This window comes from Nocardia sp. CC227C, assembly GCF_030767025.1.
In the GTDB taxonomy this organism is placed as follows: domain Bacteria; phylum Actinomycetota; class Actinomycetes; order Mycobacteriales; family Mycobacteriaceae; genus Nocardia.
On the sequence record NZ_JASITE010000018.1, the window covers coordinates 60,476 to 86,822 of the forward strand.

General features: G+C 68.5%; 17 protein-coding genes, 4 tRNA genes and 3 pseudogenes. 7 read left to right on the forward strand and 17 right to left on the reverse strand.

What is annotated here, in order from left to right; genetic code table 11:
* Positions 1–5: 5 nt before the first annotated feature.
* From QMO76_RS35450 to QMO76_RS35460, 3 pseudogenes are all read right to left on the reverse strand, one after another.
* Positions 6–1,967: pseudogene (locus QMO76_RS35450) on the reverse strand (amino acid adenylation domain-containing protein); the annotation flags it as partial.
* Positions 1,968–2,192: 225 nt separating this feature from the next.
* A pseudogene (locus QMO76_RS35455) lies at positions 2,193–3,581 on the reverse strand (condensation domain-containing protein); the annotation flags it as partial.
* Positions 3,582–4,070: 489 nt separating this feature from the next.
* Positions 4,071–4,295 (reverse strand): annotated as a pseudogene (locus QMO76_RS35460) (phosphopantetheine-binding protein); the annotation flags it as partial.
* Positions 4,296–4,443: 148 nt separating this feature from the next.
* Between QMO76_RS35460 and QMO76_RS29410 the strand changes: the two are divergent.
* The gene (locus QMO76_RS29410; protein ID WP_306364608.1) at positions 4,444–6,063 is read left to right on the forward strand and encodes a (2,3-dihydroxybenzoyl)adenylate synthase; all 1,620 of its coding nucleotides are present in this window, start codon (positions 4,444–4,446) and stop codon (positions 6,061–6,063) included.
* Between the two features lie 422 nt (positions 6,064–6,485).
* On the opposite strand, the gene QMO76_RS29415 is transcribed toward QMO76_RS29410, so the two are convergent.
* A complete protein-coding gene (locus QMO76_RS29415; protein WP_306364609.1) occupies positions 6,486–7,841 on the reverse strand; it encodes a salicylate synthase in 1,356 nt (451 codons plus the stop codon).
* Between the two features lie 197 nt (positions 7,842–8,038).
* Between QMO76_RS29415 and QMO76_RS29420 the strand changes: the two genes are divergently transcribed.
* Together QMO76_RS29420 and QMO76_RS29425 are read left to right on the forward strand one after the other, a co-directional pair.
* Positions 8,039–10,675: a glycerol-3-phosphate 1-O-acyltransferase gene (locus tag QMO76_RS29420; RefSeq protein WP_306364610.1), complete on the forward strand. Its 2,637-nt coding sequence runs from the start codon at positions 8,039–8,041 to the stop codon at positions 10,673–10,675.
* A complete protein-coding gene (locus QMO76_RS29425) occupies positions 10,672–12,240 on the forward strand; it encodes an HAD-IB family hydrolase (RefSeq protein WP_306364611.1) in 1,569 nt (522 codons plus the stop codon). Before QMO76_RS29420 ends, QMO76_RS29425 begins: the two co-directional genes overlap by 4 nt.
* A 10-nt stretch (positions 12,241–12,250) precedes the next feature.
* On the opposite strand, the gene QMO76_RS29430 is transcribed toward QMO76_RS29425, so the two are convergent.
* The 7 genes from QMO76_RS29430 to QMO76_RS29460 all read right to left on the reverse strand — a co-directional run bounded on the left by QMO76_RS29430 (position 12,251) and on the right by QMO76_RS29460 (position 15,876).
* A complete protein-coding gene (locus QMO76_RS29430; protein ID WP_306364672.1) occupies positions 12,251–12,952 on the reverse strand; it encodes a polyprenol monophosphomannose synthase in 702 nt (233 codons plus the stop codon).
* Positions 12,953–13,103: 151 nt separating this feature from the next.
* Complete coding sequence (locus QMO76_RS29435) at positions 13,104–13,280, reverse strand: hypothetical protein (RefSeq protein ID WP_162836493.1); 177 nt, start codon at positions 13,278–13,280, stop codon at positions 13,104–13,106.
* 173 nt (positions 13,281–13,453) lie between these two features.
* Positions 13,454–13,527, reverse strand: a tRNA-Phe gene (locus tag QMO76_RS29440).
* Between the two features lie 36 nt (positions 13,528–13,563).
* A tRNA-Asp gene (locus tag QMO76_RS29445) sits at positions 13,564–13,637 on the reverse strand.
* Positions 13,638–13,668: 31 nt separating this feature from the next.
* Positions 13,669–13,744 (reverse strand) — tRNA-Glu (locus QMO76_RS29450).
* Between the two features lie 92 nt (positions 13,745–13,836).
* A complete protein-coding gene (locus tag QMO76_RS29455) occupies positions 13,837–14,502 on the reverse strand; it encodes a TetR/AcrR family transcriptional regulator (RefSeq protein ID WP_306364612.1) in 666 nt (221 codons plus the stop codon).
* 1,298 nt (positions 14,503–15,800) lie between these two features.
* A tRNA-Lys gene (locus QMO76_RS29460) sits at positions 15,801–15,876 on the reverse strand.
* Between the two features lie 33 nt (positions 15,877–15,909).
* Between QMO76_RS29460 and QMO76_RS29465 the strand changes: the two genes are divergently transcribed.
* The 3 genes from QMO76_RS29465 to QMO76_RS29475 all read left to right on the forward strand — a co-directional run bounded on the left by QMO76_RS29465 (position 15,910) and on the right by QMO76_RS29475 (position 18,688).
* Positions 15,910–17,058 carry a site-specific integrase gene (locus QMO76_RS29465; protein WP_306364613.1) on the forward strand — a complete coding sequence of 383 codons (1,149 nt, stop codon included), beginning with the start codon at positions 15,910–15,912 and terminating at the stop codon, positions 17,056–17,058.
* A 134-nt stretch (positions 17,059–17,192) separates the two neighbouring features.
* Positions 17,193–17,768: a hypothetical protein gene (locus tag QMO76_RS29470; RefSeq protein WP_306364614.1), complete on the forward strand. Its 576-nt coding sequence runs from the start codon at positions 17,193–17,195 to the stop codon at positions 17,766–17,768.
* On the forward strand, positions 17,765–18,688 hold the full coding sequence (locus QMO76_RS29475) for a hypothetical protein (RefSeq protein WP_306364615.1): 924 nt from the start codon (positions 17,765–17,767) through the stop codon (positions 18,686–18,688). Before QMO76_RS29470 ends, QMO76_RS29475 begins: the two co-directional genes overlap by 4 nt.
* Before the next feature lie 746 nt (positions 18,689–19,434).
* On the opposite strand, the gene QMO76_RS29480 is transcribed toward QMO76_RS29475, so the two are convergent.
* A complete protein-coding gene (locus tag QMO76_RS29480; protein WP_306364616.1) occupies positions 19,435–19,635 on the reverse strand; it encodes a hypothetical protein in 201 nt (66 codons plus the stop codon).
* A gap of 1,534 nt (positions 19,636–21,169) precedes the next feature.
* Here QMO76_RS29480 and QMO76_RS29485 point away from each other — a divergent pair.
* Positions 21,170–21,856, forward strand: coding sequence for a hypothetical protein (locus tag QMO76_RS29485; protein WP_306364617.1), 687 nt, complete (start codon positions 21,170–21,172; stop codon positions 21,854–21,856).
* A 159-nt stretch (positions 21,857–22,015) separates the two neighbouring features.
* Here QMO76_RS29485 and QMO76_RS29490 read toward each other — a convergent pair whose 3' ends face one another.
* The 5 genes from QMO76_RS29490 to QMO76_RS29510 all read right to left on the reverse strand — a co-directional run bounded on the left by QMO76_RS29490 (position 22,016) and on the right by QMO76_RS29510 (position 26,341).
* Positions 22,016–22,462: a hypothetical protein gene (locus QMO76_RS29490; protein WP_306364618.1), complete on the reverse strand. Its 447-nt coding sequence runs from the start codon at positions 22,460–22,462 to the stop codon at positions 22,016–22,018.
* Between the two features lie 144 nt (positions 22,463–22,606).
* On the reverse strand, positions 22,607–23,428 hold the full coding sequence (locus QMO76_RS29495; RefSeq protein ID WP_306364619.1) for a DUF2637 domain-containing protein: 822 nt from the start codon (positions 23,426–23,428) through the stop codon (positions 22,607–22,609).
* Positions 23,425–23,856: a hypothetical protein gene (locus tag QMO76_RS29500; RefSeq protein WP_306364620.1), complete on the reverse strand. Its 432-nt coding sequence runs from the start codon at positions 23,854–23,856 to the stop codon at positions 23,425–23,427. Before QMO76_RS29500 ends, QMO76_RS29495 begins: the two co-directional genes overlap by 4 nt.
* A complete protein-coding gene (locus tag QMO76_RS29505; RefSeq protein WP_306364621.1) occupies positions 23,853–24,680 on the reverse strand; it encodes a hypothetical protein in 828 nt (275 codons plus the stop codon). The genes QMO76_RS29500 and QMO76_RS29505 overlap by 4 nt, the downstream gene beginning before the upstream one ends.
* Positions 24,677–26,341 carry a hypothetical protein gene (locus QMO76_RS29510; protein ID WP_306364622.1) on the reverse strand — a complete coding sequence of 555 codons (1,665 nt, stop codon included), beginning with the start codon at positions 26,339–26,341 and terminating at the stop codon, positions 24,677–24,679. Before QMO76_RS29510 ends, QMO76_RS29505 begins: the two co-directional genes overlap by 4 nt.
* Positions 26,342–26,347: the final 6 nt, after the last annotated feature.

Below are 26,347 nucleotides of genomic sequence, written 5' to 3' on the forward strand. Positions count from 1 at the left end.
GGAACTCAGCGCTGCGCCAGCACCTCCTCCTCGGACATGGCGGCGACCTCCAGGTACATCGCCGCCACCGCGGCCAGTCGGCCGGGTGCGCCGGTGCGCTGCTCGCGGTCCAGCAGCCGCTGCGCCAGTCCGGCGACGGTGCGGGCGGCGAAGAAGTCGGCGACCACGGTGTCGGGGGAATCCAGCCACTCCCGCACCCGTGCGACCACCGCGGTGGCCAGCACCGAATCACCGCCGAGGGCGAAGAAGTCGTCGGTCGCGCCGACCCGCTCGCGGCCGAGCACGGCGGCGACGATATCCGCCAGCGCGCGCTCCAGATCCGTTCGCGGGGCGACGAATTCGCTCGCCTGCTCACCGGCCGCCAGCAGTGCGGCGATGGCCTTGCGATCCGGTTTGCCGTTGGCGGTGAACGGCAGCTCCGCCAGCAGTTCGACGCGCGTGGGAATCATGTAGGCGGGCAGCAGGTCCGCCGCCTCCGCCAGCAGCGTCTCCACCCGCAGCCGCGCGCCCTCGACCCCGACCACCACGGCGGCCAGTTTGGGTGCGGCCGAACCGATCACCGCGGCGATGGCGTGGCGCACACCGGGCAGGGCGCGCAGCGCGCTCTCCACCTCGCCCAATTCCACCCGGTAGCCCCGGATCTTGACCTGATGGTCGGCGCGGCCCAGGAATTCCAGGGTGCCGTCGGGCAGGTAGCGCGCCAGATCGCCGGTGCGGTACCAGCGCAGACCCTCGTGGGTGACGAAGCGGTCGGCGGTGCGCTCGGGGTCATTGCGGTATCCGGCCGCCACGCCGTCGCCGCCGATCCACAGTTCCCCGGTCACCCAGTCCGGGCAGTCGTGCCCGGCCGGGCCGACCACGCGGCACCGCACGTTCCGCAGCGGCGTGCCGTACGGCACCGCCGACCACTCCGCGGGGACGCGGGCGTCGACCACCTCGCAGACGGTGGAGTGGATGGCGGTCTCGGTCGCGCCGCCCAGACCGGCGAAGCGGCAGCCCGGCGCGATCTGCTTCAGGCGGCCCGGCAGGGCCACATCCACCCAGTCACCGCCCAGGATGACCATGCGCAGGCTGTCCAGCCGCCGCCCGGACGCCGCGGACAGCAGCATGTCGAGCAGGCTGGGCACGCAGTTGAGCACCGAAACCCGGTGCCGCTCGATGAGTTCCAGCCAGCGGGCCGGTTCGGCGCGCTGGGTCTCGTCCACGGCCAGCACCGCGCCGCCGACGGCGAACAGACCGAAGATGTCGTACACCGACAGGTCGAACTCCAAGGCGGACAAGGCCAGTGCGCGATCGGCGGGGCCGATCTCGAAGCGGTCGTCGAGATCGTCGATGGTGTTCATGGCGGCGCGGTGCGGCACCTCGACACCCTTGGGCGTGCCGGTGGAGCCGGAGGTGAACAGCACGTAGGCGATGGCCTCCGGATCCGGGAACACCGGCTCGGCAAGGGGTTCGGCGAAGACCCGGGCACCGGCCAGCGCCAGCGTGCGCACCTCCGGCACCTCGGCCCCGGCGGTCAGCGCGGCCACCACGTCACCGGTGCGGATGATCTCCGCGCGGCGCGCGGCGGGCTGATCGAAGCCGATCGGCACGTACACGCCCCCGGCCGCCAGCACGCCGACCGTGGCGACGATCTGATCCGGGCCCTTCGGTAGCTGCACGGCCACCGCGTCCCCCGGCCGCACCCCGGCCGCCCGCAGCGCACCCGCCACCGCGAGCGCCTGCGCGGCCAGCTCGCCGTAGGAGAGGGTGTGCGCCCGCGATATGCGCTCGCCATCGGCGCGATCATCACCCGGTACCGCGTCGCTCTCCCAGATCACCGCGGGCGCGTCGGGTTTCGCTGCCGCGTGCTCGAACAGTCCGGCATGCAGCGTCCGACCGGTCACCGGCCCCGAGGTGGCGTTCACCCGCGAGCGGACGACGGCCTGCTCCAGCGGGATTCGGACCGTGGCCTCGGCATCCCACCCGGTCTCGGAGTTGTCCACCGGCCGCGTCGCCGAGAGGGCGGCGGCCACGGCTTCCTCCATGGCGCCGACCTGGGCCGCGAGATTCGCGACACCGGCCACCTCATCGGCGGCGGTCTCGGGAGCGGCATGCTCGGTGACCCCGGTGGCCGAGTTGGCGGCTGCCCGGTCCGCCGCCTCGGCGGCCGCCGCGCCCGCGCCGCCGATGGTTTCGCTGGTCTCGGTGCTGTCGGTGCTGCCCGCCAGGCGCAGGATGGCGTCGATGTAGCGGGCGAACATGGCCTCGACCATGCCCGCGGGGAAGGCGGAGGCGCGCACGTCCCAGTTCAGCAGGAGGCCGCCGCGAACCTCGGTGACCTGGGCGTCCAGCAGCACCTGCGGGCCCTGGGAGATGATCCAGGCCGGGTCGCCGAAGGTGTCGGTGACGTGGTCGGCGAAGAGTTCGCCGAGGTTGATGGCGCTGGTGTAGACGATCGGGGCCAGCACCGGCTCGCCGCGCCGGCGGCCGAGATCACGCAGCACCTCCAGCCCCGAGTAGCCCGAATGCGCACCGGCGGCATGCAATTCGCGCTGCAATGCCTTGGCGCGCTCGGTGACGGTGGCCGGTTCGGTCACGTCGACCGCCAGCAGCACCGAGGAGGTGAAGTCGCCCACCACGCCATCGACCTGCGGATGCACCGGTTCCCGGTGGAACAGCGGCAGATTCAGCAGAAACCGCCGCTGCGCCGACCAGCCGCCGATGGTCTCGGCGAACACCGACGCCAACGCCATGGCGGGGGTGATGCCCCGGGCGTGCGCGGCGGCGAACATGCGCGCCTTCGCCGCCGGGGACAGCCAGCGGTGGAAGCGCACGGTCCGCATCTCGGCCGCGTGACTCCCCACGGCTGGCACGGGCTGGGGTGCCGCGGCGCTGGCGGATGCCGCGGCGCTCACAGGTGCCGGGCTTACTGGTGCCGGGCTCGCGGATGCCGCAGTGCTCTCGGGTGCCGTCGCATGCGCCAGTTCCGAGGCGCGCGGGAGTTCCGGTGCGCCGGGCAGTTCCGGCAGGCGGCGCTGCCACCAGTCGCGGTCGCGCGCGTGGTCCGGTCCCGGCGCGGCCTGGCCCGCCAGGTATTCGCGGAAGGTGTAGGTCTGCGGCGGCAGCTGCTCGCCGTGGTAGAGCCGCGCCAGATCGCTGATGAGGATGCGGTAGCTCATGGCGTCGGCGGCGAGCATGTCCACATCCAGGTGCAGGCGGGTGCGGCCGCCCGGCAGCAGGGTCAGGGCGATATCGATGACCTGCCCGTCCTCCACCGCCATGAGCTGATGGGTCTTGCCGTCCCGCAGCGACTCCAGCACCCGCTCGACCTCGGCGGCGTCCCGATCCCGCAGATCGGTCACACTCCACACCGGCCGCCCCGGACGCTCCAGGGTCTGCTGGGTGCCGTCGGGCAGGAACCGCGTGCGCAGCATGGGATGTCGTGCCACCAGCTGCTCGGCCGCCCGCTCCAGACGTTCGGGGTCGACGTCCCCGCCGTCGAACTCGACGTACAGATGCGCCGCGACCGCACCCAACCGCTGCCCCTCGGACCGCCCGATCCAGTAGGCGTGCTGCATCGGCGCGAGCGGGAACGGGGAACCGTCGTCGGCCGTCTCCGTCGCGGGCGAGGAACCCGCGGCCGCGGGCACCGCACGCGCCGCGTCGGCATCGCCGACCGCCAGCGCCCCCGAAGACTCGCCGTCCGCGACGTCCGCCGCACCGACCGTGCCGTCCGCACCACCGGCAATGACGCCCGCGCCGCCGATCACGACGTCCGCTGACCCGTGTCGGCGCGGAGCATCATGTGACGGGTCGTCGGCACCACCCACGCCACCGACCGGGGCGTCCGCCACAGCGCGCCCGTTCACGGCATCACCTGGCCGGGCGTCGGCATCGCCCGCGCCACCATCGACACCATGGGCGGCGGCAACGCGTCCACCCGCTGCGGCATTGCCATGGTTCGACGCGGGTGCGGCACCATTGGCCGTCGCGGGGACGATTTCGGTGGCGGCGCGGTGCTCACCCGCGCCGCCATCCGGTTCCGACGCGGTCGTATCTCCACCGAGCAGGCGGTGCCAGTCGGCGACGGTCGGTGCGGCGGCGAGCTGGGCGAAGTTCACGGCGATGCCGCGTTTGCGCCAGCCGCCCGCGAGCTTCATGGTGCGGATGGAGTCGAGGCCGTGTTGGATGAGGTCGTCGCCGTCGGCGATATCGGCGGGGTCGAGGCCGAGGTGGGTGGCTATGGCGGAGCGGATCTCGTCCTTGCCGATCGCCGCGCCGGTCGCGTCGCTGCCGCTCTGCGCTGACTCCATGCCGTTGTCACTCCTCGTGCCGTGCCGCCGGGGTTCGCCCGTACTCCTACCCGAGCAGACTAACCCATTGAGATAGGGTTGCCTAACCTATGTAGCGACATTCGATAGCGTGACCAAGACATCCCATAGCGTGAGTAAGAGGCACGACGTGACAATCCCAGCCCCAGCCGCCCAGGACCACCGCGACGGCTTCGTTCCCTTCCCCGCCGACCTGGCCGACGAATACCGCCGCGCGGGCTACTGGACCGGCCGCCCGCTCGACCGGCTGCTGCGCGAGACGGCTCGCACCCGGCCCGACCGCCCGGCCCTGCTGTCGGACGACGCCACCCTGACCTACGCCGAACTCGACGCCGCCGCCGACCGCACCGCCCACGGCTTCCTGAAGCTCGGCCTGCGCCCCGGCGACCGCGTGGTGGTGCAGCTGCCCAACGTCCCCGACTTCCCGCGCATCCTGTTCGGTCTGCTGCGCGCCGGGATCATTCCGGTGCTCACCCTGCCCGCGCACCGCCGCGCCGAGATCGAGCACCTCACCCGGCTCTCCGGCGCGGTCGCCTACCTGATCGCCGACCGGCTGGGCGATTTCGACTACCGCGTCCTCGCCACCGAGGTCGCCGCCGCCGTGCCGACGCTGCGCCACGTGCTGGTGCTCGGCGACCCGGGCACCTTCACCGACCTGAATTCCATTTCCGGCGAGGGTGATTCGTTGCCCGAGATCGATGCCGCCGACATCGCCCTGATGCTGGTCTCCGGCGGCACCACCGGGCTGCCCAAGCTCATCGCGCGCACCCACGACGACTACGCCTACAACGCCACGGCCAGCGCGGCGGTGTGCGCGCTCGGACCGGAGGACGTGTATCTCGCGACGCTGCCCGCCGCGCACAACTTCCCGCTGGCCTGCCCCGGCATCCTGGGCACCGTGGCGACCGGCGGCGCGCTCGCCTTCGTCACCGACCCCAGCCCGGAGAGCGCCTTCGCCGCCATCGAACGGCATCGGGTCACCGTGACCGCCGTGGTGCCGCCGCTGGCGCAGCTGTGGTGCGCCGCCACCGAGTGGGAGGAGGCCGACCTGTCCTCGCTGCGTCTGCTCCAGGTCGGCGGCGCACGCCTGGCGGAGGTCAATGCCCGCGAGGTCGCCCCCGCGCTCGGCGCGAAACTCCAGCAGGTGTTCGGCATGGCCGAGGGCCTGCTCAACTACACCCGCCTGGACGACTCCGAGGAGATCGTCTGCACCACCCAGGGCCGCCCGCTGTCGCCGCACGACGAACTGCGCATCGTGGACGGGGAGGGCAACGAGGTGCCCGACGGCGAGGAGGGCGAGCTGCTCACCCGCGGCCCCTACACGCTGCGCGGCTATTATCGTGCGCCGGAACACAATGCGCGCTCGTTCACCCCGGACGGCTTCTACCGCAGCGGTGATCTGGTGCGCCGCCTGCCCAGCGGGCACCTGATCGTCTCCGGCCGCAGCAAGGACGTGATCAACCGCGGCGGGGAGAACGTCTCCTGCGACGAACTCGAGGAGCATCTGCTCGCGCATCCCGCCGTGCGGCACGCCGCGGCCGTCGGCCTGCCCGACGCCGCCCTCGGCGAGAAGGTGTGCGCCGTCCTGGTGGTCGAGGGCGAGATGCCCAGCCTCGCCGAGATCAAGCGCTTCCTCACCGACCGCGGCCTGGCCACCTACAAGCTGCCGGACGTGCTGCGCCAGGCCGACACCCTGCCCGTCACCGCCGTCGGCAAGATCGACAAGAAGGCGCTGCGCGCGGCGGATTGAGCCCACCGTGCGGCGGGCCGCCGGAGTGGCAGGCTCGCACGCTTTCCCGTTCGTGTACGACTCCGCCCTCGAATTCGTCGGCGCTCGTAGCGAAACGGTACGGGCGCGCGCACGAGAGCATCCTGGCATCCCGCCTGAAATGCGTGTGGCCCCCTGCTGATGCAGGGGGCCACACGTTCCACCGGGGCCGGAGACCGACTGCCCGCGAGGGGAAGACGCGAAGCGGTCTCCGCACGGCGGTCCGGGGGCCGCGCTGTGGTGGCCGGGATTCGGGCTCGGGTTTCGGGGCCGAGGCGTCGGGCGAGGCCGCAGTGTTGCCGGGGTTTCGGGCGAGGCCGCAGTGTTGTCGAGGCTCCGGGAGAGCCGCAGTGTTGTCGAGGCTCCGGGAGGGCCGCAGTGTTGTCGAGACTTCGGCCGGGACCTCAGTGCTGTTGCGCCCGAACCACGTACGGTGCGACGCTGCCCAATTTCTCGCAGGTCTCCTCGAATTCGCGCTCCGGCCGCGACTGGCCCACCACGCCCGCTCCGGCGCGCAGCCACGCGCCCTCGCCGGTCTGGTAGACCGCGCGCAGCACCAGGGTGGCCTCCAACGCGCCGTCCGGCGACACCGTCACCACCGCACCCGAATACAGGCCGCGCTCATCGTGATCCAGGCGGAAAACCGCGTCCACGCCGTCCGCCTTCGGAATGCCGGAGGCGGTCACCGACGGGAACAGCACCTCGAGCGCGTCCCACGGGCTGCGGTCGGCGGCCAGGGTGCCGCGCACGGTGGAGGCCAGGTGCTGCACGCTGCCGCGCTCGCGCACCGCCATGTAGTCAGAGACGACGGTGGTGCCGGGCTCGGCCACGGTCGCGATCTCGGCGAAGGAGGTCTGCACCGACAGCGCGTGCTCGACGATCTCCTTGGGATCGCTGAGCAGATCGGCGCGCGCGGCGGTATCCACGTCCGTGCCGCGGCCGAAAGCGCGTGTCCCGGCGAGCGGTTCGGTGGTGACCACGCGACGGCCGTCCACCGCGGCGACCAGTTCCGGGCTGAACCCGGCGGCCTCCAGCGCGCCCAGCCGCAGCAGGAAGGACCGGGCCGGGGTGTTGTTGGCCCGACCCAGCCGGTAGGTGGACGGAATATCCACGGCGAAGGGCAGCTCCACCTTCCGCGACAGGATGACCTTCTGGTAGCGGCCCGCGTTGATCTCCTCGACGGCCTTGGCCACTCGCTCCCGGTACCCGGTCGGATCGCCGGTCACGTCTACCGGATGCCCGACCGGCAGCGCCGTTCCCTGCGCCGCGCCGATGAGCGCCAGGATGTCGGCGGCCTCGTCGGTGGTCGCGCCCGATACCTGGATACCGGCGGCGCTGAGCCGCACCTCGATCCGCGGGATCATCAGGTGGGCGAGGGTGGCGCGGGGGTGGACGTAATCGGTCGAGCCGAGCGCCCAGGCGCAGAACTCGAACCCGATCCAGCCGTAGGCGTTGCGCCCGGCGAGCGGCAGGCCCGCCAGCGCGCGGTCGACGACCCGTGCCGGGCTGCCGGTCCACGGTGTGGCGGTGGTGTCGCCCGCCCAGGTGACCCGCAACTCGTCGGCGTCGAGTTCGATGCCGCCGAGCGGGTCGGCGGCGAACACCCATTCGCCGGGCTTCTCGTAGACGACGTATTCGCCGAATCGGTCGGCGGCGGCCAGGCCGGTCAGCGCGGCGACCGGATCGATTCCGCCCTTCGGGTTCGCTGGCGCCGGACTGTGCGAAAAGTCCAGTCGTACTCGTTCGTCCGTCGCCGACACCCGTCCTCCAAGGTAATGCTGACCTAACTCAGGAAAGTAAGGTTAGCATTACCTGCTTCAGAGTGACGTGTTGCGCCAGCCACTCCCCGCCCGCCCGCGAATCGCCACGCCATCGCCGATGTTTCCCACGACCGGCCATCCACCGACCCCGATATCGGCTTGAATGGAAGACGTCAGCACGCGCGGAGGGATCACAGATGATCGACCACGACAGCCGGATACCCACGGCCACCACCGCCCCGCGCTCGGTGGTGGCGCTGGTCGACTCCACCACCCGCGTCGAACGTGAACTCGTCGGCAGCTGGCTCGCCGAGGGCGGCATCAACCAGGAATTCGGCACCGAGGCGCCCGTCACCCAGATCGACCTCGACCCCACCGCCATCGCCACCCGCCTGGTCGACCGCAACGACGACCCGCTCGTGGTGCCCGTGCGGGTGCTGTGGCTGCCGCCGGAACGAGATGGCGTGCGGCGCACCACCTTCACCGATCTGATCACCTTCAGCAATCCGCGCAAACCCAACCGCCTCATGCAGCGGCGACTCATCGGCAAAGCGCCCGACCGGCACCTGGTGCTTACCGGGCAGCCCGCGCGGCTGAGCGAGCTGCGCGCCAACAATCCCGGAGCCGTCGGTGCGGCCGCCGCGTTCGCCCGCGCCATCGTGCGCGCGGGCATCGTCGCACTGGAACGCGCGGAGCGCGCCGTCATCGGCGACCGCTACAAGGTGCCGCGCCTGGTAGCCGAGGAGATCCTCGACTCCCCCGAATTCCTGCGCCGCCTCGACGATATCGCCGCGCGGACCGGCACCTCACCGCGTGAGATGCACCACCGCGCGGAGAAGGCGCTGCGCGAACTCGTGGCCGCGCAGAGCCGCCTCGTCTCCGATCTGTTCACCCAGGCCATGCGACCCGTGCACGCCTCCACCTGGAAGGTCGACGACGACCCCGTCGGCTTCGAACGGCTGCGCAGCCTCAACCGGCGCTACCCGCTGGTCTTCCTGCCCTCGCACCGCTCCTACGTGGACGCCTTCGTGCTCGGGGATGTGCTCGCCCGCAACGACTTCCCGCCCAATCACGTGATCGGCGGAGCCAATCTCGGCTTCTGGCCCATGGGGCCGATCGCGCGCCGCACCGGCACCGTGTTCATCCGCCGCAGCTTCGGTGACGACGAGGTGTACAAGGCCGTCGTCGAGGAGTACTTCGCGTACCTGCTCGCCAAACGATTCAACCTGGAGTGGTACTTCGAGGGCGGGCGCACCCGCACCGGGAAGCTGCGACCGCCGCGATACGGACTGCTCAACTATCTGGCGGCGGCGCTGCGCTCCGGCCGGGTGGACGACGTGATGCTGGTGCCGGTGTCCATCACCTACGAGCGGCTCAACGAGATCGGGGCCATCGCCGACGAACAGACCGGCGGCAAGAAGCAGCCCGAGGGGCTGGCCTGGCTGGCGCGGTACGTGCGCAATCAGCAGCATTCGGCGGGGCACGTGTACGTGCGCTTCGGGGAACCACTCTCGGCGCGGGAACGGCTGATCGCACACGGCGACCCGCTCGTCGAACCCACCGATCCGGGCGCGGCGGCGGGACCGGCGATCTCGAATCCGGGACCGGCGGTGTCGGACCCGACATCGAATCCGCGTACGACGACCGCGGGCGAGGCTCAGACAGCATCGGCCCCCGCTTGGGCGGACTCCTATCCGAGCACATCGGCTGCGGCTGCGACGGCGGCGAACACCGCTCCGGCAACGTCGAATCCGCGTGCGTCGAATCCGGCAGTGTCGAACCCGGCGACGTCGACGGCGAACCCGGCAGCGGGCGGTGACGGCGTCGTCCCGGAAGCGGAAAGCGTTGTGGAGGAACAGGAGCGGCGGGCCGTGCAGCGACTCGCCTTCGATGTCGCGGTGGGCATCAATGCCGTCACCCCGATCACCGTCAACGCGCTCACCACGCTCGTGCTGCTGGGCGTGCACGAACGCGCCCTCACCCGGGACGAACTGCGCGCCGCCATCGCGCCCGTGCTCGGCTACCTCGAGCACCGCGATCTGCCCCGCGGCGAACTCGACACGCTCCGTGACGATCACGGCCTGGCGGTGGTGCTCGAACAGCTCGCCATCGCCAAGGTGGTGACCGTGTACCGGGGCGGACTGGAGCCGGTCTACTCCATCGGCGCGGGCGCGCATCTGGAGGCGGCGTTCTACCGCAACAGCGCGGTGCACTGGTTCGTCAACCGCGCCATTCTGGAGCTGGCCGTGCTCACCGCCGTGGAAGCGCCGGAGGGGGATCAGCTGCGGGTCGGCTGGGAGGCCGCCTACCGGCTGCGTGATCTGCTCAAATTCGAGTTCTTCTTCCCCGAGCGGGCCGAGTTCACCTCACAGCTCACCGCGGAGATGCTGCACGTGGACCCGCAGTGGCACCGCCGCACCGCCGCCGGGACCGTCGGCACCGAAATCCTGGCCCAGCTCGCCGGATCCGGCTTCATGATGGCGCACCGGGTACTGCGGTCCTTCTTCGACGCGCAGCTGGTGGTCGCCGAACGGCTGGCCGCCCACGACCCCGCCGCCGACGTCGATCGCAAGGCGATCATCGACGAATGCCTCAATGTCGGGCGGCAGATGCTGTTGCAGCAGCGGTTGCAAAGCCCCGAATCGGTGTCCTCCGAACTGTTCAGCAGCGCACTCAAACTCGCCGACAACCACGGACTGCTCACCCCCGGCCCGTCCGACCCCGCCGACTCGGCCGCGCGCCGGACCAGATTCGCCGGGGAGCTGCGCGCCATCGGCGGACGCATCACCCGCGCCGCCACCCTGGACCCGTCGAACCGGCGGGAAACGCTATGAGCGCCCGCAGGATTCCCGGCGGTACGGCCCTGACACGCTCCCGGACCACGCGAAAGGCCGACTCCGCCCGGACCGGCGGGCCCGTGTATCTGCGGCGACGACGGCCCGGCGCGGGCATTACCGAGCAGCCAGCGCGGGCCATCACCCTCGACGAGGCGGTCGCGGACATCCGTTGCGGGCCGCGAGGTCCGGAGGTCGCCGCCATCTTCGATTTCGGTGGGACGGTCGTACACGGATTCGACCCGCCCTCGCTCACCCGGCGACTGCTGCGCCGCGACCGCGACCCCGTCGCGGCCGGACTGCTCGGCAGTATCCGCGGCGCCCGCAGCGAGGGCGAATACGAGCGATTCCTCCAGCACACCATGCACGCCTGGGCCGGGCTGCCGGAGCAGCGGCTCGAGGAACTGGGCGCGACGCTGTTCCAGCGCACCGTCTACGGACACCTGTACCCGGAAGCCTGGCGGCTGATCCGCGAGCACGAGGCCGCCGGGCACACCCTGGTGCTGGTGAGCTCGCTGACCCGCTTCCAGGTGCGGCCGGCCGCCGATGAACTCGGTATCCCCACCGTGCTGTGCACCGCCATGGCCACCCAGGACGGCGTCCTCACCGGCCACGTGGACGGAAAGCCGCTGTGGCGCAACGGCAAAGCCGACGCGGCGCGGCGCTTCGCCCTCGCCGAGGGCATCGACCTGGAGCGCAGCTGGGTGTACGCCGACAGCGCCGCCGATCTGCCGCTGCTCGGGGTGGCGGGGCGGCCGGTGGCCGTCAACCCCGATCCCCGCACGGTACTGGAGGCCACCGAGAAGGATTGGCCCATCCTGCATTTCCGGCCCCGCACCACCCCCCGCCCCACCGACTACGCCCGCACCGCCGCCGGATTCGCGGCGCTGCTCGGGGGCGCGCTGTTCGGGGTGGCGGCCAAGGCGCACACCAAACAGCGCCGGGAGATGGCGGATTCGCTGCTGAACCACGCCGCCGATTCCACGCTGCGCGGCACCGGGGTGCGGGTGCGTGTGACGGGGCGGGAGCACACCCGCGCACCGCGGCCCGCGGTGTTCATCTTCAACCACCAGAGCCAGTTCGACATGGTGGTGGTGGCCGAGGTGCTCGGCGGCGGCATCACCGGCATCGCCAAGAAGGAGATCACCCGCAATCCGATCTTCGGACCGCTCATGCGCTTCGTCGAGGTGACCTTCATCGACCGCGCCGATCCGACGGCGGCCAAGGCCGCGCTGGCTCCGGTGGTGCGGACGCTGCGGGGCGGGCTGTCCATCGTCATCTCGCCCGAGGGCACGCGCTCGCGCACGCCGCGGGTGGGTGCCTTCAAGAAGGGCGCGTTCCACATCGCCATCCAGTCCGGGGTGCCGATCATTCCCGTGGTCATCCGGAACGCGGGCGAGATCGCCTGGCGCGATTCGGCGGTGGTCCGCAAGGGTGTGGTGGACGTGGCCGTGCTGCCGCCCATCGACGTGAGCGGGTGGAATCCGGCCGATATGGACGCCGACATCGAACGGGTGCGCCAGCTGTTCGTGGACACCCTGCTGGAGTGGCCGACGGGCGACTGAACTCGCTACCTCAGAGCCGGCGGCCGAGCAGCAGCTTCCAGGGCATGGCGGCGGATTCCAGCTGCACCTTGAGGCTCATCTTGGACGCGCCCTTGGTGCGCTCCTCGAAGCGGATCGGCACCTCGGCGATCCGGATGCCCTTCTTGACCGTGCGGTAGTTCATCTCCACCTGGAACGAGTAGCCGTTCGACTTGATCGACGACACGTCGATGGCGCGCAGCGTATCGGCCTTCCACGCCTTGAACCCAGCGGTCGCGTCCTTGACGCCCAAGCGCAGAATCAGATTCACGTAGAAGTTGGCCCAGGCCGAGAGCGCCTTGCGGTACCACTTCCACTCCTCGGCGGTGGAACCGCCGGGCACGTACCGGGATCCGAGCACCACGCCCGCGTCGGTGGTCTCCAGCTTCTCCAGCATGGCCGGGATCACCTCGGCCGGGTGTGAGAGGTCGGCGTCCATCTGGATCACCACATCCGCGCCCTCGGCGAGCGCCCGGGTGATGCCCGCGATGTAGGCGCGGCCCAGACCGTCCTTCTCCGTGCGGTGCAGCACGCCCACGACGCTGGGCAGTTCCGCGGCGAGCTTGTCGGCGACCTCGCCGGTACCGTCGGGTGAGTTGTCGTCCACGACCAGCACGTGCAGGTCGGACACGGGTAGCGCGGTCAGCCGCTCCACCGCCACCGGCAGGTTCTCCCGCTCGTTGTAGGTCGGCACCACCACGGTTACCTTCAAGGCTCGCCCTCCCGCTCGATTCCGGCCCGTACGCGCGCGCGGCACGGGCGGGCATTCGTCGTTTCTGCTCCCGAAACGGTACTTGATTCACCTGAGGGATGAGTGAGCGCACCGGCAACCGTGGGAAATGGGCTCAATCCTCGGCTTCGTCGGCCGCTTTGTTCCGCGCCCTGGCGATCTCCAAAGCCCGCTCCGCCGTTGCCTTATCGGGGTAGGGACCCATCCGTTCGCCCACCCAGTGCTGCTTGCCCTGTTCCGCCCGGTGGTGTTTCAGGCAGTAGTACCACTGATCATCGGAGTTGTCGGCCATGCCTCCAGCATCCCACCGCGATCACGGCGGCGGATGTGAAACACGCGGCAGTACGGCGCGCCCGTCAATTCGAAATCTCGAAATGAAAAACTCGCCGTGACAGCTACGGCCTGGATAACCCGGAAACGAACAATGGGTGTTGCACACCGTGTGTGCAACACCCATCCGAACTGTGGCCAAGGCCGGGATCGAACCGGCGACCTTCCGCTTTTCAGGCGGACGCTCGTACCAACTGAGCTACCTGGCCGGAGGCACCCGTACCGAATGCCAAGCTGTAGTCTTGCGACCCTGACGGGACTCGAACCCGCGACCTCCGCCGTGACAGGGCGGCGCGCTAACCAACTGCGCCACAGGGCCTTGCTTGCTCCTCCAGCGGTGTTTCCACCACTGGTACCCCCTACGGGATTCGAACCCGCGCTACCGCCTTGAAAGGGCGGCGTCCTAGGCCGCTAGACGAAGGGGGCCCGCCGGATGTCTCCGGACCGTTTGCTCAACGGCTTCCGTTGGGAGCGGAGATAGCTTATGACAGCTCGCCGCTTATTCCCAAATCTGCTGGTCAGGGTGTCAAATTAAGATCCTCCAGCCGGGCGTTGACCCGCCAGCCCACGCGACGGAACTCCTCGGACCACTCCGGGGTGGCCGTCGCCTCGATGATCACCTCGAGCGCCTCACGGAACCGGGAACGCAGATCCCCCGGGCCGCCGAGCACATCCGCGATGTAGCGCTGGCCCGCCAGGGCGGCGGCCAGCGTGCGGGTGAAGCGGTCCGGATCGGCGTCCGGCCGCAGCTGCTTGTGCTCGATCGCCCGCACCGCGAGCAGCCGGATGGCGCGGCCGAGAATGCGACCGCCGCCCGCCTGGATGTCCCGGTAGAACTCCGGTTCGATGATGAGCCGGAACTCAGCCTGGATGATGATGTCGTTCTCCAGGCGCAACGCGATCTCGTCGACCATCCCGTGCAGGATGTCGAGCGGACCGAGATCGCCTCGGGTGAGCCATCTTTCGGTGGACGCGCGGTAGCGGTCCACAGCCGCTTCCAAGACCGCGCGCGCGAGATCCTCCTTGGAGTCGAAGTGGAAGTACATGGCGCCCTTGGTGGCGCGGGAACCTTCCAATATGCGGTTGAGCGATGCAGCGGCATAGCCGCTCTTCCCGAACTCAACGGCGGCGGACCTGATGATCGCCGCACGTGTCCGGCGGGCCCGCTCTTGCTGCCGTGCCATGCTCGAAACGCCTCCGAAGCTAGCTAACCGCCGTTGCGCCATTCTCCACGGTGAGAACAGCCATCCGGCGCAAAGTTACGTGTCTTTCAAATACTTCAGAACGGGCTTGCGCCCGAATTACCAAACTTGTGGTACGAAAAAGCGCGAAAAACTTGAAACACACCAACTGGTATAGTTTTTCCCGCCCGGGTGCGCCGCAGGGGGTGCGCACCCGGGCGTTCACGTCGTCTGGTCGCCTCCCGCTGCCTCTCTTCTGGAGCCGCGATCGGCCAGACCGGTCGCGACACGTTCGGGCACATCAACGATAAGCCGAATCCCGTGCCGCCGGGGCAATCCCGGTTCTTCGGGAATTCACCAGTCGGTCACCGTACCCGGAAAGCGCACTCCGCGTGGTGTGTACCGGAAAGTCAGTTAGCCAGAACGTCCCCTATCTCGTTCCGCAATTCCGCAGCAACCGGTTGGGCGATTGGTCCGGAAGGACGAATTCACCCTTATCTCACGGAGGTTCGACCCGCCCGCCGACCCCGCCGCGACCGCCCGCGCACGGACCCTGTCGCCGCCACCGCGCCGCCGCCCGCCCGGCGCCGCCCCCGCCCGGTTACCACACCCCCCACCAATTACATTGCCACACATCACGATTGGATGATATTCGGAGGACTGCCAGCTGAATCAATCTGGGTGTCAATACGATTGCCAGTCCCTCCGACCGGCCCCCACCCAACCACCGCGCGCCCCGGCGCAACCCGCCACGACAGCACGGCGCCCACCCGCGGCGATCATCCGGAACGGGGATCGAGCCGGATAGCCGCGACACAGCCCCGTCCACACTGGTTCACCGCCGAGGGTATCCCCGATCGCTCCCCCATTCACCCCGAAGCACCCACCCTGCCCCACGCACCTCTTCCCCCCTGCCCCACGCCAGCCGGAACCCCCGACCGCGCGAACCGGCCGATCAGACCCCCGACGGGGCCACCCGGGTACGCCGGACTCCGACGCCCACTGCCCCACGCCGCCGGCTCCGCCCCACGCAACCCACCGCCCCGCACCCCCGCAGACCACCCGCTCAACTGCCATGACCTGCACAAACATCCGGAGCTAACCACCAACCGGATACTCGGTTAACACTTCCCTGGCGCGCACATTAAACTGGCCTCCCGCGCCCCTATAGCTCAGTTGGTAGAGCTACGGACTTTTAATCCGCGAGTATCAACGCTCCCACCTGCGAAAACGCTAGAATAATGGGGCAGTCATGGGGCAGAGACGACGAAGGGGCACCCGTAGGTGCCCCTTGACAAGCGTGGTGCCCCCTGTAGGACTCGAACCTACGACCTAGTGATTAAAAGTCACCAGCTCTACCAACTGAGCTAAAGGGGCTTAGCGGGGACAAGACTACAACATGCCCCACGCATGCCCCACATCGTTATCGATGGAGGCACGACCGAGATGGCATGGGCCGAGAAGCTTCCCAACGGCCGGTACAGAGGCGTCTACCGCGGCGCCAGGGGCGAGAAGCGGCGCGTGCCGGGCACATACGCCAGGAAGGCGGATGCGGCTCGAGATGCGTCCGCAGAGGAGCGCAAGCAGCGGCGGTCACCCTCCCCCGCCGACGCCGGGAAGCTCACGTGGGGCGAGTGGGAACCGCAGTGGCAAGCCAGCAGGATTGTGGCGAAGAGCACAGATCGTTCCGACCAAGGGCGGCTGCGCGACCACGTCCGCCCGCAGTGGGAGTCGGTTGCGATGCGCAACATAACGACCGACACGATCCAACGATGGGTGACTGATCTCACACGGGACGGCATGGCGCCGTCGACGGTCGCCAAGTGCTACTACCTGCTCAGCTCATCGATGAAGGCAGCGCACAAGGCGAAGGTGATCGACGCGAATCCGTGCAAAGGGGTCGTTCTGCCCAAACCAGGCCCGATGCCCGAGCGCTACCTGGATGACAGCGAAATTTCAGCAATCAAGGCGTCACTGACCGAGTTCGATCAGTTGATCGTCGACGTCCTACTCGGCACCGGGATGCGGCTCGGGGAAGCGATGGGCTTGCACTGGGAAAACGTGGACCTCAAGCGGAAAACGATCTCTGTCGAATGGGCGTTCGATCCCGTAGAGCAGGAGATGAAGGCGCCCAAGGATCATGAGCGACGGGTGATCCCTATCGGCGCGAGCCTGAGCCAGCAGTTGCACAGGCACCTTTCGCATGCCGGCGTAGGCAAACCTGCGCCTCGACCGGTGAGATACCCGCGCAGTGCTCGCGTCCGCTCCGGCCTCGTCCTCGCTCACGTCCAAGGGCGGCCGTTCGACCCGTCGAACCTCCGGAACCGATTCGACGCGTCGGTCCGGATCGCACACGTAGGCAAGGGCAAGCACAGACACTCGATCGGCCATGTTCGGCTCCACGACCTTCGCCACACCTACGCCAGCCGACTGCTTGAGAGCGGCATCCAGATCGAAGAAGTATCCCGGCTACTCGGCCACGCGAGCATCACCACGACCATGCGGTACGCCCATCGCTCAAGATCCCAGTGGGACGACGTACGCACAGCGTTGGGCTGAGGTGACCGAATCTGCCAACCTTATGACCGTCGCTGCCAACCGATCTGGACCTGGTCTCTGGCCGTATTGGGTCTGCTGTGGGTCGTGGTATGGATTGCGGGCGCCCACGAAGAAGATCGGAAAGGGGGGCGCGGTTGATTCCCGCGTTCGACCAAACGACCGGCCAAATCCCACCGGGCCGGTATACCTGCACGCTCGGGGAGGTTGAGGAGCGATTGGTCGCGGCGGAAGAGTTCGAGACATCGACCACGCGGCGGGACTTGTTCGTGGGGCTGCTCAAGTACCTCGCAGACTGGGAGGAAGCGGCCGAGAGGCTCCGATTCTCGTCGTCGTTGCTACGTTCGTTCTGGATCGCGGGCAGCTTCGCATCCCGCAAGCTCGACCCCCGCGATATCGATATCACACCCGTGGTCGACGGCGTTCTCGCAGATGAGGCATGCGGCAAACCAGGATCGAAAAGAATTCGAGATCTCACCCAACACCGGGACGGAATCAAGAGGTTGTACGGTCTGGAGGTGTTTCCTCTCCGCTGGTTCCCCGTGGTGCAGCCGCATCGTGCGGATGCTGTGCTCAGCGGTGACCAGCAGGCATACCTTCACGACCGCGGCCGTCTTGACGATTGGTGGGAACGCTGCCGGATTGACGGATCTGACATACCCTCGGTAGAAAGCTGTAGCAGCCGCCGAGGCTATCTGGAGGTTCGGCTGTGAGCGTCCGTGAACAGTATGCGCATCTCTTACAAGGCCGTGAACCTGCTCGCAATCTGGACGAGGTGGACGACGAGCCTGCCTCGTCATACCTGCGCGCAGCAATGTTCGCAGGTCTACGCCAGTTCGAGCCTGCCGCGTCCCTTCCCGGGTTTGCCAGCATTCGCTTGCTCGGCGAGCGCTTCCACGACGGGTTGTTCGACTCGTATGCAGCGGAGATCTTCACTCAGCTCGATCGCGAGGTTCGGGCAGCTGCTCCAGCCGACGTCGCCAACCAGCTCACGTTCGGGTTCCGTCAGGTGGAGCAAGGCAGCGTGGTACTTCCGCTCGCCTCATTTGCTGCTGACTCTCCATCAGAGGGCGAGCTGGATGTCGCCGTGCCCTCACCACTTGAGCTCGCGCTGGTTCGTGTTCTGAATTTGCATGATCTACTGGAACACCCCACTATCCCTGACGCGTGGGCCGCTCCCGTACTCAGTGGCGTTCCGACAGACCTCGCTCATCGGCTGAGGCTGCTGGTTGAGTCGCTCGACAAGGCAGATGCTGGGATCGAGATCGATTTGTCTCAACACGACGGTCGACGGCGGCAATCGAGACTCACCACCCGCGGACGCAGCCGCGCAAACCGCCTATTCGAACCCCGGAGTACCAGCGACGAGGTCGAAGTAAAAGCTGGGTCCCTCGCAGGCGTTACGCTCGGCGACGAGTTCGCGCAGGTGCAACTGCGCCAGAACAAGCGAAAGACCGAGATCGTTCGGGTACCCACCAACGAAGCAAAGATGCTTCCCTGGGATGTGTACTTGCGGATCGAAGTACGGACTGTCAAGAGTTCTGACAGCTTCGGTGAACGGAAGCGGACCGAGCATCAGTTCATACGCGTGCTGTCTCATGGAGATCCGTTACCCGATACGGGCGGTGCATAGCCCTTTCGGGGGTCGCCGCGACAACTGCGATCGCAGCAGTTGAAGTTAGTTACGGTACCGAGTGACGTCAACCGGCTCGAATGCCTCGGTCATCCTGTGTGGGACGGTCGGCCTGTGCGCCTCGACCAGAACGATATCGGTCAGGGCCGGACACACCGCACGGCGGCCCCGGTGACGCCCGAAATCAGGCACACGAGTAGATCCCAGCTAGACCGAGACATGAACGACCGCGTCCGCATCGAACTCACCCGGATTGTATGAGCTCGAAATCCCCTACGAGGCGCGGCATTACGTAGAATCGGCTCCGTCGGCGGTAACCGCTTCCCCGCGGCTGTCGCGGCTCCTGTGCTGATTTCGGCGGTCCTCTCCACAGGGGAGGGGACTTCGACCGAGGTCGCCACGGGAGGTGCGAATACCAATGGGCGGCAAGCATCGTCGGCCCGCGGGAAGACGTGAAAGATGCCTTGAACGGCTGAAGGTCGCTGCTATCGCAGCGACCTTCACCGGAAACCTGCTGGTCACAGGTCATCGTGTTCTTCTTCTTGCCCACGAGAGTGGATGGCTCTAGCCATCCACTGGCCCCGAACTCCGCGCACCGGAGGGAGGGGCCTTCTCGCGTTCAACGGGCAGTTTCACTACCCGGTAGTGATTCTACAGAATTCTGTACTTTTGACAGCCTGACAGTCTGTACTGCCGAACCCTGTAATCCCTGCCCTACCAGCCATCTCACCTGCAAGATGGCCCGCCTAGCGAGATCGCCGCCGGTCGCGATCCGAGTCGCGGGGCTTCTGCGGTCCGGTGACGGGGGGATGCTTCAGGACGTAGCGTTGCAGTTCCAGCACGTGGGCGGCCTCCCAGCTTGCCCGGTTCAGCCGGTCACGTCGCTCGGGCGTCACTTCGGCGCGGCTCAGCCGGTAGTCGAGGGTTTTGATCTCGTGTCGGATCATGCAAATCTCCGCGCGCGGAGTATGGGCGCCGACTCGCTTCGCCCGGGCTAGGAGGGCCGCGTACTGCTCTTCGAAGCTGCGCATATCGCTGATGTCTCCGTGCTCAGCCGGTAGGCGTCCGGCGGCGCCGCCGCACGCTGCTCGACCTGGTTCCTTCCACCAGAGTGACATAGCGGTCGGACATTGCGACCGAAATGGGCGGATCTGCATCGGTCGGCTAGTACGTTCGAATCTGTCTGTCTACCAGGACATTTGACGGTTCTGCGTTGCTAGTTCTTCGCCGCGAATTCGCGGCGAATCGGCGGCATTCCTCGCGACAGTCAGGCTGGATACGGCCAGTACCGTCCGGGATTCGTTGTGCGGTAGACCCGCCAACGGCCACTTGACAGCCCGTGTCCCTCTGGGCGGCCTGGCCCGCCGCCGAGGCGACGCTTTTCCGCGCCCCTCCGGGGCGCGATGCACTTCGGTCGGACCGCGAGAGCCTGGCTTGTGCTGTGTCCCTCCGGTATGGCCTGGGGCGTCTCCGATCACAGCCGCGGTTCTGGCCCGCGCCCTCCGGACCGACCGCGAGATACCGATGCCAAGCGCGCGGGACAGGTTCCGGCTGTGATAGCCCCGGAAAGGCCATACCGGAGGGACACAGCACCCCGCGCGCCGACCGCGCGGCCGTCAGGTCGCCGACCCTGGCACGGGACCGGTCCGAGTCACGACACTGAGCACCATGCATAGCCACGTGCCTAGACCGCAGCAGAGGCAGACGACTTCACCACACCTCCGTACTCCTCCGTACGCCAAGGCAACTCGCTCGCAAACGTTCCGATACCCGCCTTACGCAACCCGATTCGTTGTTCTTCTCTTCACCACCACACCAACCCTCACCTACTTGATTCTTTTGATTTCTGATTGCTCCCCACCCCCACCCAGTTCGACATCTCATCGTCCGTTCACGAAGTGGGCGATGAGATGTCGAACTGGGTGGGGGTGGGGAGTGAGCAGGAATCATGCCTTTCGCCCCAGCTCAGCGAGTGTTGGTGTGGTGGTGAAGAGACGCGAAAACCCCGCACCCTCTTGTATGCCTATTTCGCGCGACTTTTGCGCGTTTTTCGCGCCCTCGGCAGCCATCGTGATCGACTGCCGAGAGCCGATGCCGTGACACGGGACGGCCCTTCCTCGGCGGGACAGTGTGTGCCCGGCCCTCGGGTCGTTCAAGGGCGCTCCTGCGTCGCGTCGCCTGACGGCGATGGCCTGGCGGCCACCCTTGAGCAACCCGCTGTCCGGGCACGACAAGCCTTCGGAGGAAGGGGCCGGGGAACAGTCGGGGGATCAACCCGGATGCCGCGGACACGAGCAGCCGGAAGCCGCGGACACGACAGAGCCTCCGCCGAGTGCGGGGCGGAGGCTCTGTCGTTCGTGGTTATGCGGCGGGGGGTTGGTTGTCTGTGGGGTGTTCGGCGAGCAGGTTCGCGATGATGTGATCGGCAACTGCGCGGCTGGCCGGTTCGGTATCGACTCCCCATTTCCGGCGTAAGGATTGGTGATCGCACGAGCGAAACCACCAGCGCCGAAAGTGAATTCGTTGTCAAGCATCGTGATCCCCCGCGCGGCCTATGATGGCCTCGTGAAAATGAGAAAGATCGTCGCCACAGCTGCGCTCACCATCGGCGCCATGGCTATCACGGGGGGCACATCGTATGCGGCGCCGGAATCGAACGCACAGGATGTGCAGGCTGTTTCGCAGCTGTCCGGAGACCAGGGCGGCATCCACTACGACGTGGTTCGCTCCGATACGGACCAGACCGTCACCACCACCCTGACCGGGGGCACGTTCCAGCTCACCGACGCCGCGGTGAACATCCTCGACGGAAACGGCATCGTCACTTCCACGATGCCGCTCTCGGTGACCATCGACGGCACCGATCAGGTGCTCTCGTTGAACCCCAGCATCGCTGACGACGGCGCCGCACTGGTCGCACACCCGACCGCCACCGCCGTCGCGGAGGGCACCGCCCAAACCGGCAGCGCCAACGCGGCGGCCGGCGCGCTCATCGGGGGCATCCTCGGTCTCGTGGTCACCGTCATCAGCCTCGGTTTCGGGTTCATGGCGATACCCGCCGGGATCCTGGGCGGTGCGGTGATCGGCGGCCTCAGCGGCTCCGGCGCGCCGAACAGCACCCGGCCGTGCTACGTCCCCCCGAACACCAACCTGGCGTACTGCTACTGACCGCTGAGAGCCGTAAACCGCACCTCACCATCGCTTTCGAGCCGGTGCCAGCTTCCGCTGGCACCGGCTCGAGACGCTTTTCATACCCTGATCTGTGACGATCTGAGAGACCGCCGGTCGTATCCCGTTGCCGTGAGCCGAAATTCACGTCCCGGAAGCCTAAGAGGGCGGTGCGATGTAGGCACCGAGGTTGTAGACGCGGCCGTAGCCGCTCTCGGCCGGGCCGACGTAGAGCAGGCCCTCGATCCGGCCGCCGATGGCCAGGCCGCCCGCGCGTGCCCGACGCACACCCGCGCTGATGGCGCGGGCGATGTCACGGTCCAGGGTGATCGTGCGCAGCCCGTCGTCCTGGTCGTCGTCGCGGGAGTCGGTCTCGACGATGAGCTGCGAGTCGATCACCGGGTCACCAGCCGCGGCGGGTGTCGGTTTGCGGTTGACCCAGTACAGGGGCTGTCCCTGGCTGTTGTGGCGGTGGCGGCGCACGACCGAGACGATCTCGCCGCTCACGCCGTGGCCGGGCTGCACGTCCTTGCCGAACGGGTTGCGGGCACCGGTGCCCATCAGCTCGGCGTTGATCAGGTCCAGGTCGGTCAGAGCGTTGGTCATGATGGTGTCCTCCAAGAGGTTTCGGAGATGGAAAGGGAATCGAGCGGGGCAGGCTGCCTGCCTGTCCCGGCAGAGCGGCGACGCTGTGCGCCCCGGGCGCGGGAGGGACCGCCGCGAACCCTCCCGCACCCTCGGGGTGATCGGTCAGCGAACCAGGCTCAGCACCTCCCCACCGTCTTGTGGGTCGTCGTCGGCGGCGGCGATGATCTGCCCGACGCGGGAGCTGGACAGCCCGACCGCGGCGGCGATGGCGCGCATCGATTCCCCGGCCGCGTACCGTCGCCGGATCTCCGCGTCCCGCTCGGCGACCGGATCGGTGTCCACCGTCTCGGCCGTGACCGGCTGGCCGCTGTCCAGCGCTGGACGCTCGCTGTCCAGGCCCGTCCAGTCGCTGTCCAGCCCTGTCCAGTCGGTGTCCAGTCCGGTCGGGTCGCTGTCCAGTCGGGTGGCCTCGGCGTGCACCGGGCTCGGGTCCGTTTCCGGCTCCGGCTGCGGGGCGCGGGGGACCTCGATCAGTGCGGTCAGGCCGTGGGTGGCGGCCAACCCGAACAACGGGGCGGCACCGGCGACGAACGCCGCGATCGTCGCAGGCAGCACGCGCTGACCGGATTCCGCAGCGTGGAGGCCATTTCCGACCACGCTGATCAGCTCGGCGGCGAACAACTCACCCCAAAAGAACCACAGGGTTGTTTTCGGGATCGTGACGCCCTGGCGGGCGCGGCGCTGCAACGACACCAGCGCCACAGCGGACTGGACAATGGCGCCGTCGACGAAAATCGGTCCGGCCCACGCCAACCGCGGACTGATCCCTGCCATGACCGCCAGCTCGGTCAAGGCCGCGAACGACCACGCGAACGCTCCGGCACCGATGACGATCGTCATTGCCAGCGCGGTCAGCTCCGCGAGATCGAACCGGCCACTGGACAGCCGCTGGACAGACTGGACACCCGTGGTGGACGCGGTCATCGGTCGTACCCTCCTCGGTCGGCGGACGCGGTCCACGGGCTCCACGCCGGAGGGCGGATCAGCCGCTCCTGCTCGGCGTGCAGGGCGTGCCCGGCCAACTGATCCAGCGCGTCGTCCAGGTCGCTGGCCAACTCCCGGTTACGGTCTGCCAGGTCCGCAGCCCGATGCTCGGCCGCGTCCAGCGCGGCGGTCACCTGCGCCAGCTGTTCCTCCAGCTCCGCGGCCCGCTGATTCGCTGCGGTCAACCGCGCCTGAAGATCACCACCACCGCCCGGCGTCTCGGGCGCCATCCGGGCCGCCGCCACGGGCGTAGCCGTGGCCGTGGACGTGGTGCAGACCGGGGTCCGTGGTGCGGTCCGGGTGAGCGTCTGGCCGGGCTCGGCGACCGCCTGGGCGGGCATGGTCGCCGCGATGGGCGGGGCGCTCACCGGTCGATCCCGTCTCGCTCGCTGGCCTCCGTGTGCGCGGAGAGCGCGTTACCGGGCCGGTAGTCGGCCAGCGCCGACGGCGTACCCGCCGCCGATGCTTCACGCTCCCGCACCCGGGTCACATAGTGAGAGGTCAGCAGCCTTGCCTCGTCGCGTTCGATGCCGTGCTCGGCGATGTAGCGGGCCTGCTCCTCGCTGCGCTGCTCGATTCGAGACAGCAGACCGCAGTCCTGGAGCAGGGCCAGTCGGCGCTCCGACTCCGCGCGGTCGTCGGTCCACCGCAGCGTCGCGTCCGACAGGTAGTCCCATTCCATGGCCCAGCGCTCCTCGGCAAGCCACGGGTCCGCGTACTCGGCATACTCGACGCTGTTGGCGGGGTCGTACTCCTCGGGGTTGTCCGGGTAGGCACCCCACGCGTGCATGAAGTCGGAGCGCATCTGCTGCTCGATCTTCGATTCGATCCTGTGGGTGGGGTCGGTAATGTCGTTCATTGGTTCGGTGTCCTCTCGATGCGATGTTGTGGTGATGTCGGGCCATCGGCCGGGGCCGGTCAGGTCGCGGGCCTGCGACTGACCGCGCCGCGTCGCCGGGTCCATGCCGGGCGGGGCCTCGCCCGGCATGGTCGACGCCGTCTCGCTGTCGACACCTCGGGTGAACCAGTAGCCGTGATCGTCGATCTCCTCGATCACGCGGATTGACGCAGCGGCGTCGTGGTGGTCGACAGGGTGTGCCTCGTGCGCCCACCATCCGCCGGTTGGGCACTCGATCCAGTTGATAGCGCCGTCACAGGTCGTGCAGGTGGCGGTGATCTGTTCGCCGCTCACCGCTCCATCCCGTCCCGGTCGTGCCCGTTGGTGCGGGTGACAGCGTCGGCCAGCGCGCTGCCGGGCTGGTAGTCGGCCAGTGCCGAACGCCCGGACTCACGCGCTGCGGTCTTGGCCTGCTCGGCTTGGCGTTCGGGGCTGCCGTACCGCTCATGTGCCGGGGTGCGCGCGACGAGCTTGCGCACCGCCTCATCCCGCTCGCCGCGCAGTTGATCCCGCTCCGCGGTGAGCTGTTCAGCGATCTGAGTGAGCTGCTGAGTCTGCGCGAGCAGAGCGTCCCGCTGCTCGGCCAACTCGTTGGTCTGCCCCGCGATCCCCTGCGCCTGCTCCGACTCCGACCGGGTCACCGTGGACACCGACTGCGGCGTCTCCCGCTGCGCGGTGCCGATCCGCACGGCCTCATCGCGTCGTCGCTCCTGTTGCACGCCTTCGGTTTCCCGCTCGGGTGCGGTGCGGTGCTGTTCGGTGCTGTCCCACCACTCGGTCACTTCGTCGGTGACGAATTGCTGGGCACCTTCGGCCCGGAACACCGGTTCGGCGTTGCCTTGGCCGTCGGTGTCGTAGGCGGTGACCAGCACGGTGGAATCGGGCGCCGGCCGAATCGTGGTGACCTGATCGTGGGTCCACACCGCCGACTCGATCTCGCTGCCGTGACGGGCGTGGGCGTAGACCACCCGATCCGCGCCCTCGGGCAGATAGGACACCGTGCTGGCGAATCGACCGGTTTCGCGCCCACTCATGCGGGCCTGCGGCGGGTCGCGGTGCACCTGCCCGGCCAGGGTCCGCTCCCGCAGCATCGCCTCCCGCGCGGCCAGCTGCTCGCCCACGACCTCGGGGCGGCCCCGCTCGGTGTATCTCGTCGCGCCGTGGTGCCGGTCGTAGGTCTGGACCTGCACCGTGGCGCCCTCGATCCACAGGCTGTGATCGATGCTGCGGCACATCCATTCGGTGGCGCCCTGCTCGGTCGGGAACGACCGGGCCTCGGTCATCGTGCCGCCGCGGCTGTCGGTCCAGGTCATCTGCCCGCGGTAGCGGCGCTGATCGGGCTGCGCCTTCTCGATCCGAGCCAACTCGGCCTGTTCGCGGTTCGCGCGCCGCGCGGCATCCAACCCGGATTCCCACGACACCCGTTCGGCAGCGGCACGCTGCTGCATGCCCACCGTTTCACGGGCCACCAGCGCCCGATACCGCAGCGCTTCCACGCCTTTGACCTTGTGGGCGTGGCTGAACAGGTTCCCGGTCTCGTACTCGGGAAACACGGTGGCCGCGTCCAAACCGTCCAGGGCAATGCCCTGCTCGGTGCGGGTCAGATGGTTGTTGGTGATGAACTGGGCGGCCAGGTCGGCGCGGTGCTGGGCCAGAGCCTGGGCGTCACGGGCTCGGCGGTCGTAATCGACTCGCGGGTCGTGGGTGCGGGCGGCGACGGCGAGACTGTGGGCGCGGTAGCGGTCCACGGCCTGGCTGGTCCAGGTCAGCTGGTCGGCGCGGGCCTGGACCTGTTCGCGCTGCTCGGTCCGCAGCACTCGCGAGATCCCCTTGCGGGCTCGGCGGCGTTCCAGCCATCCGCTGGCCTGGGAGTACCGGCGCATCGCCGACAGCATCGCGGCACTGAATTTGCGTGCCTCACCAGCGATTTCGTCGACAGCATTGGGGTCAGACATGGGTCG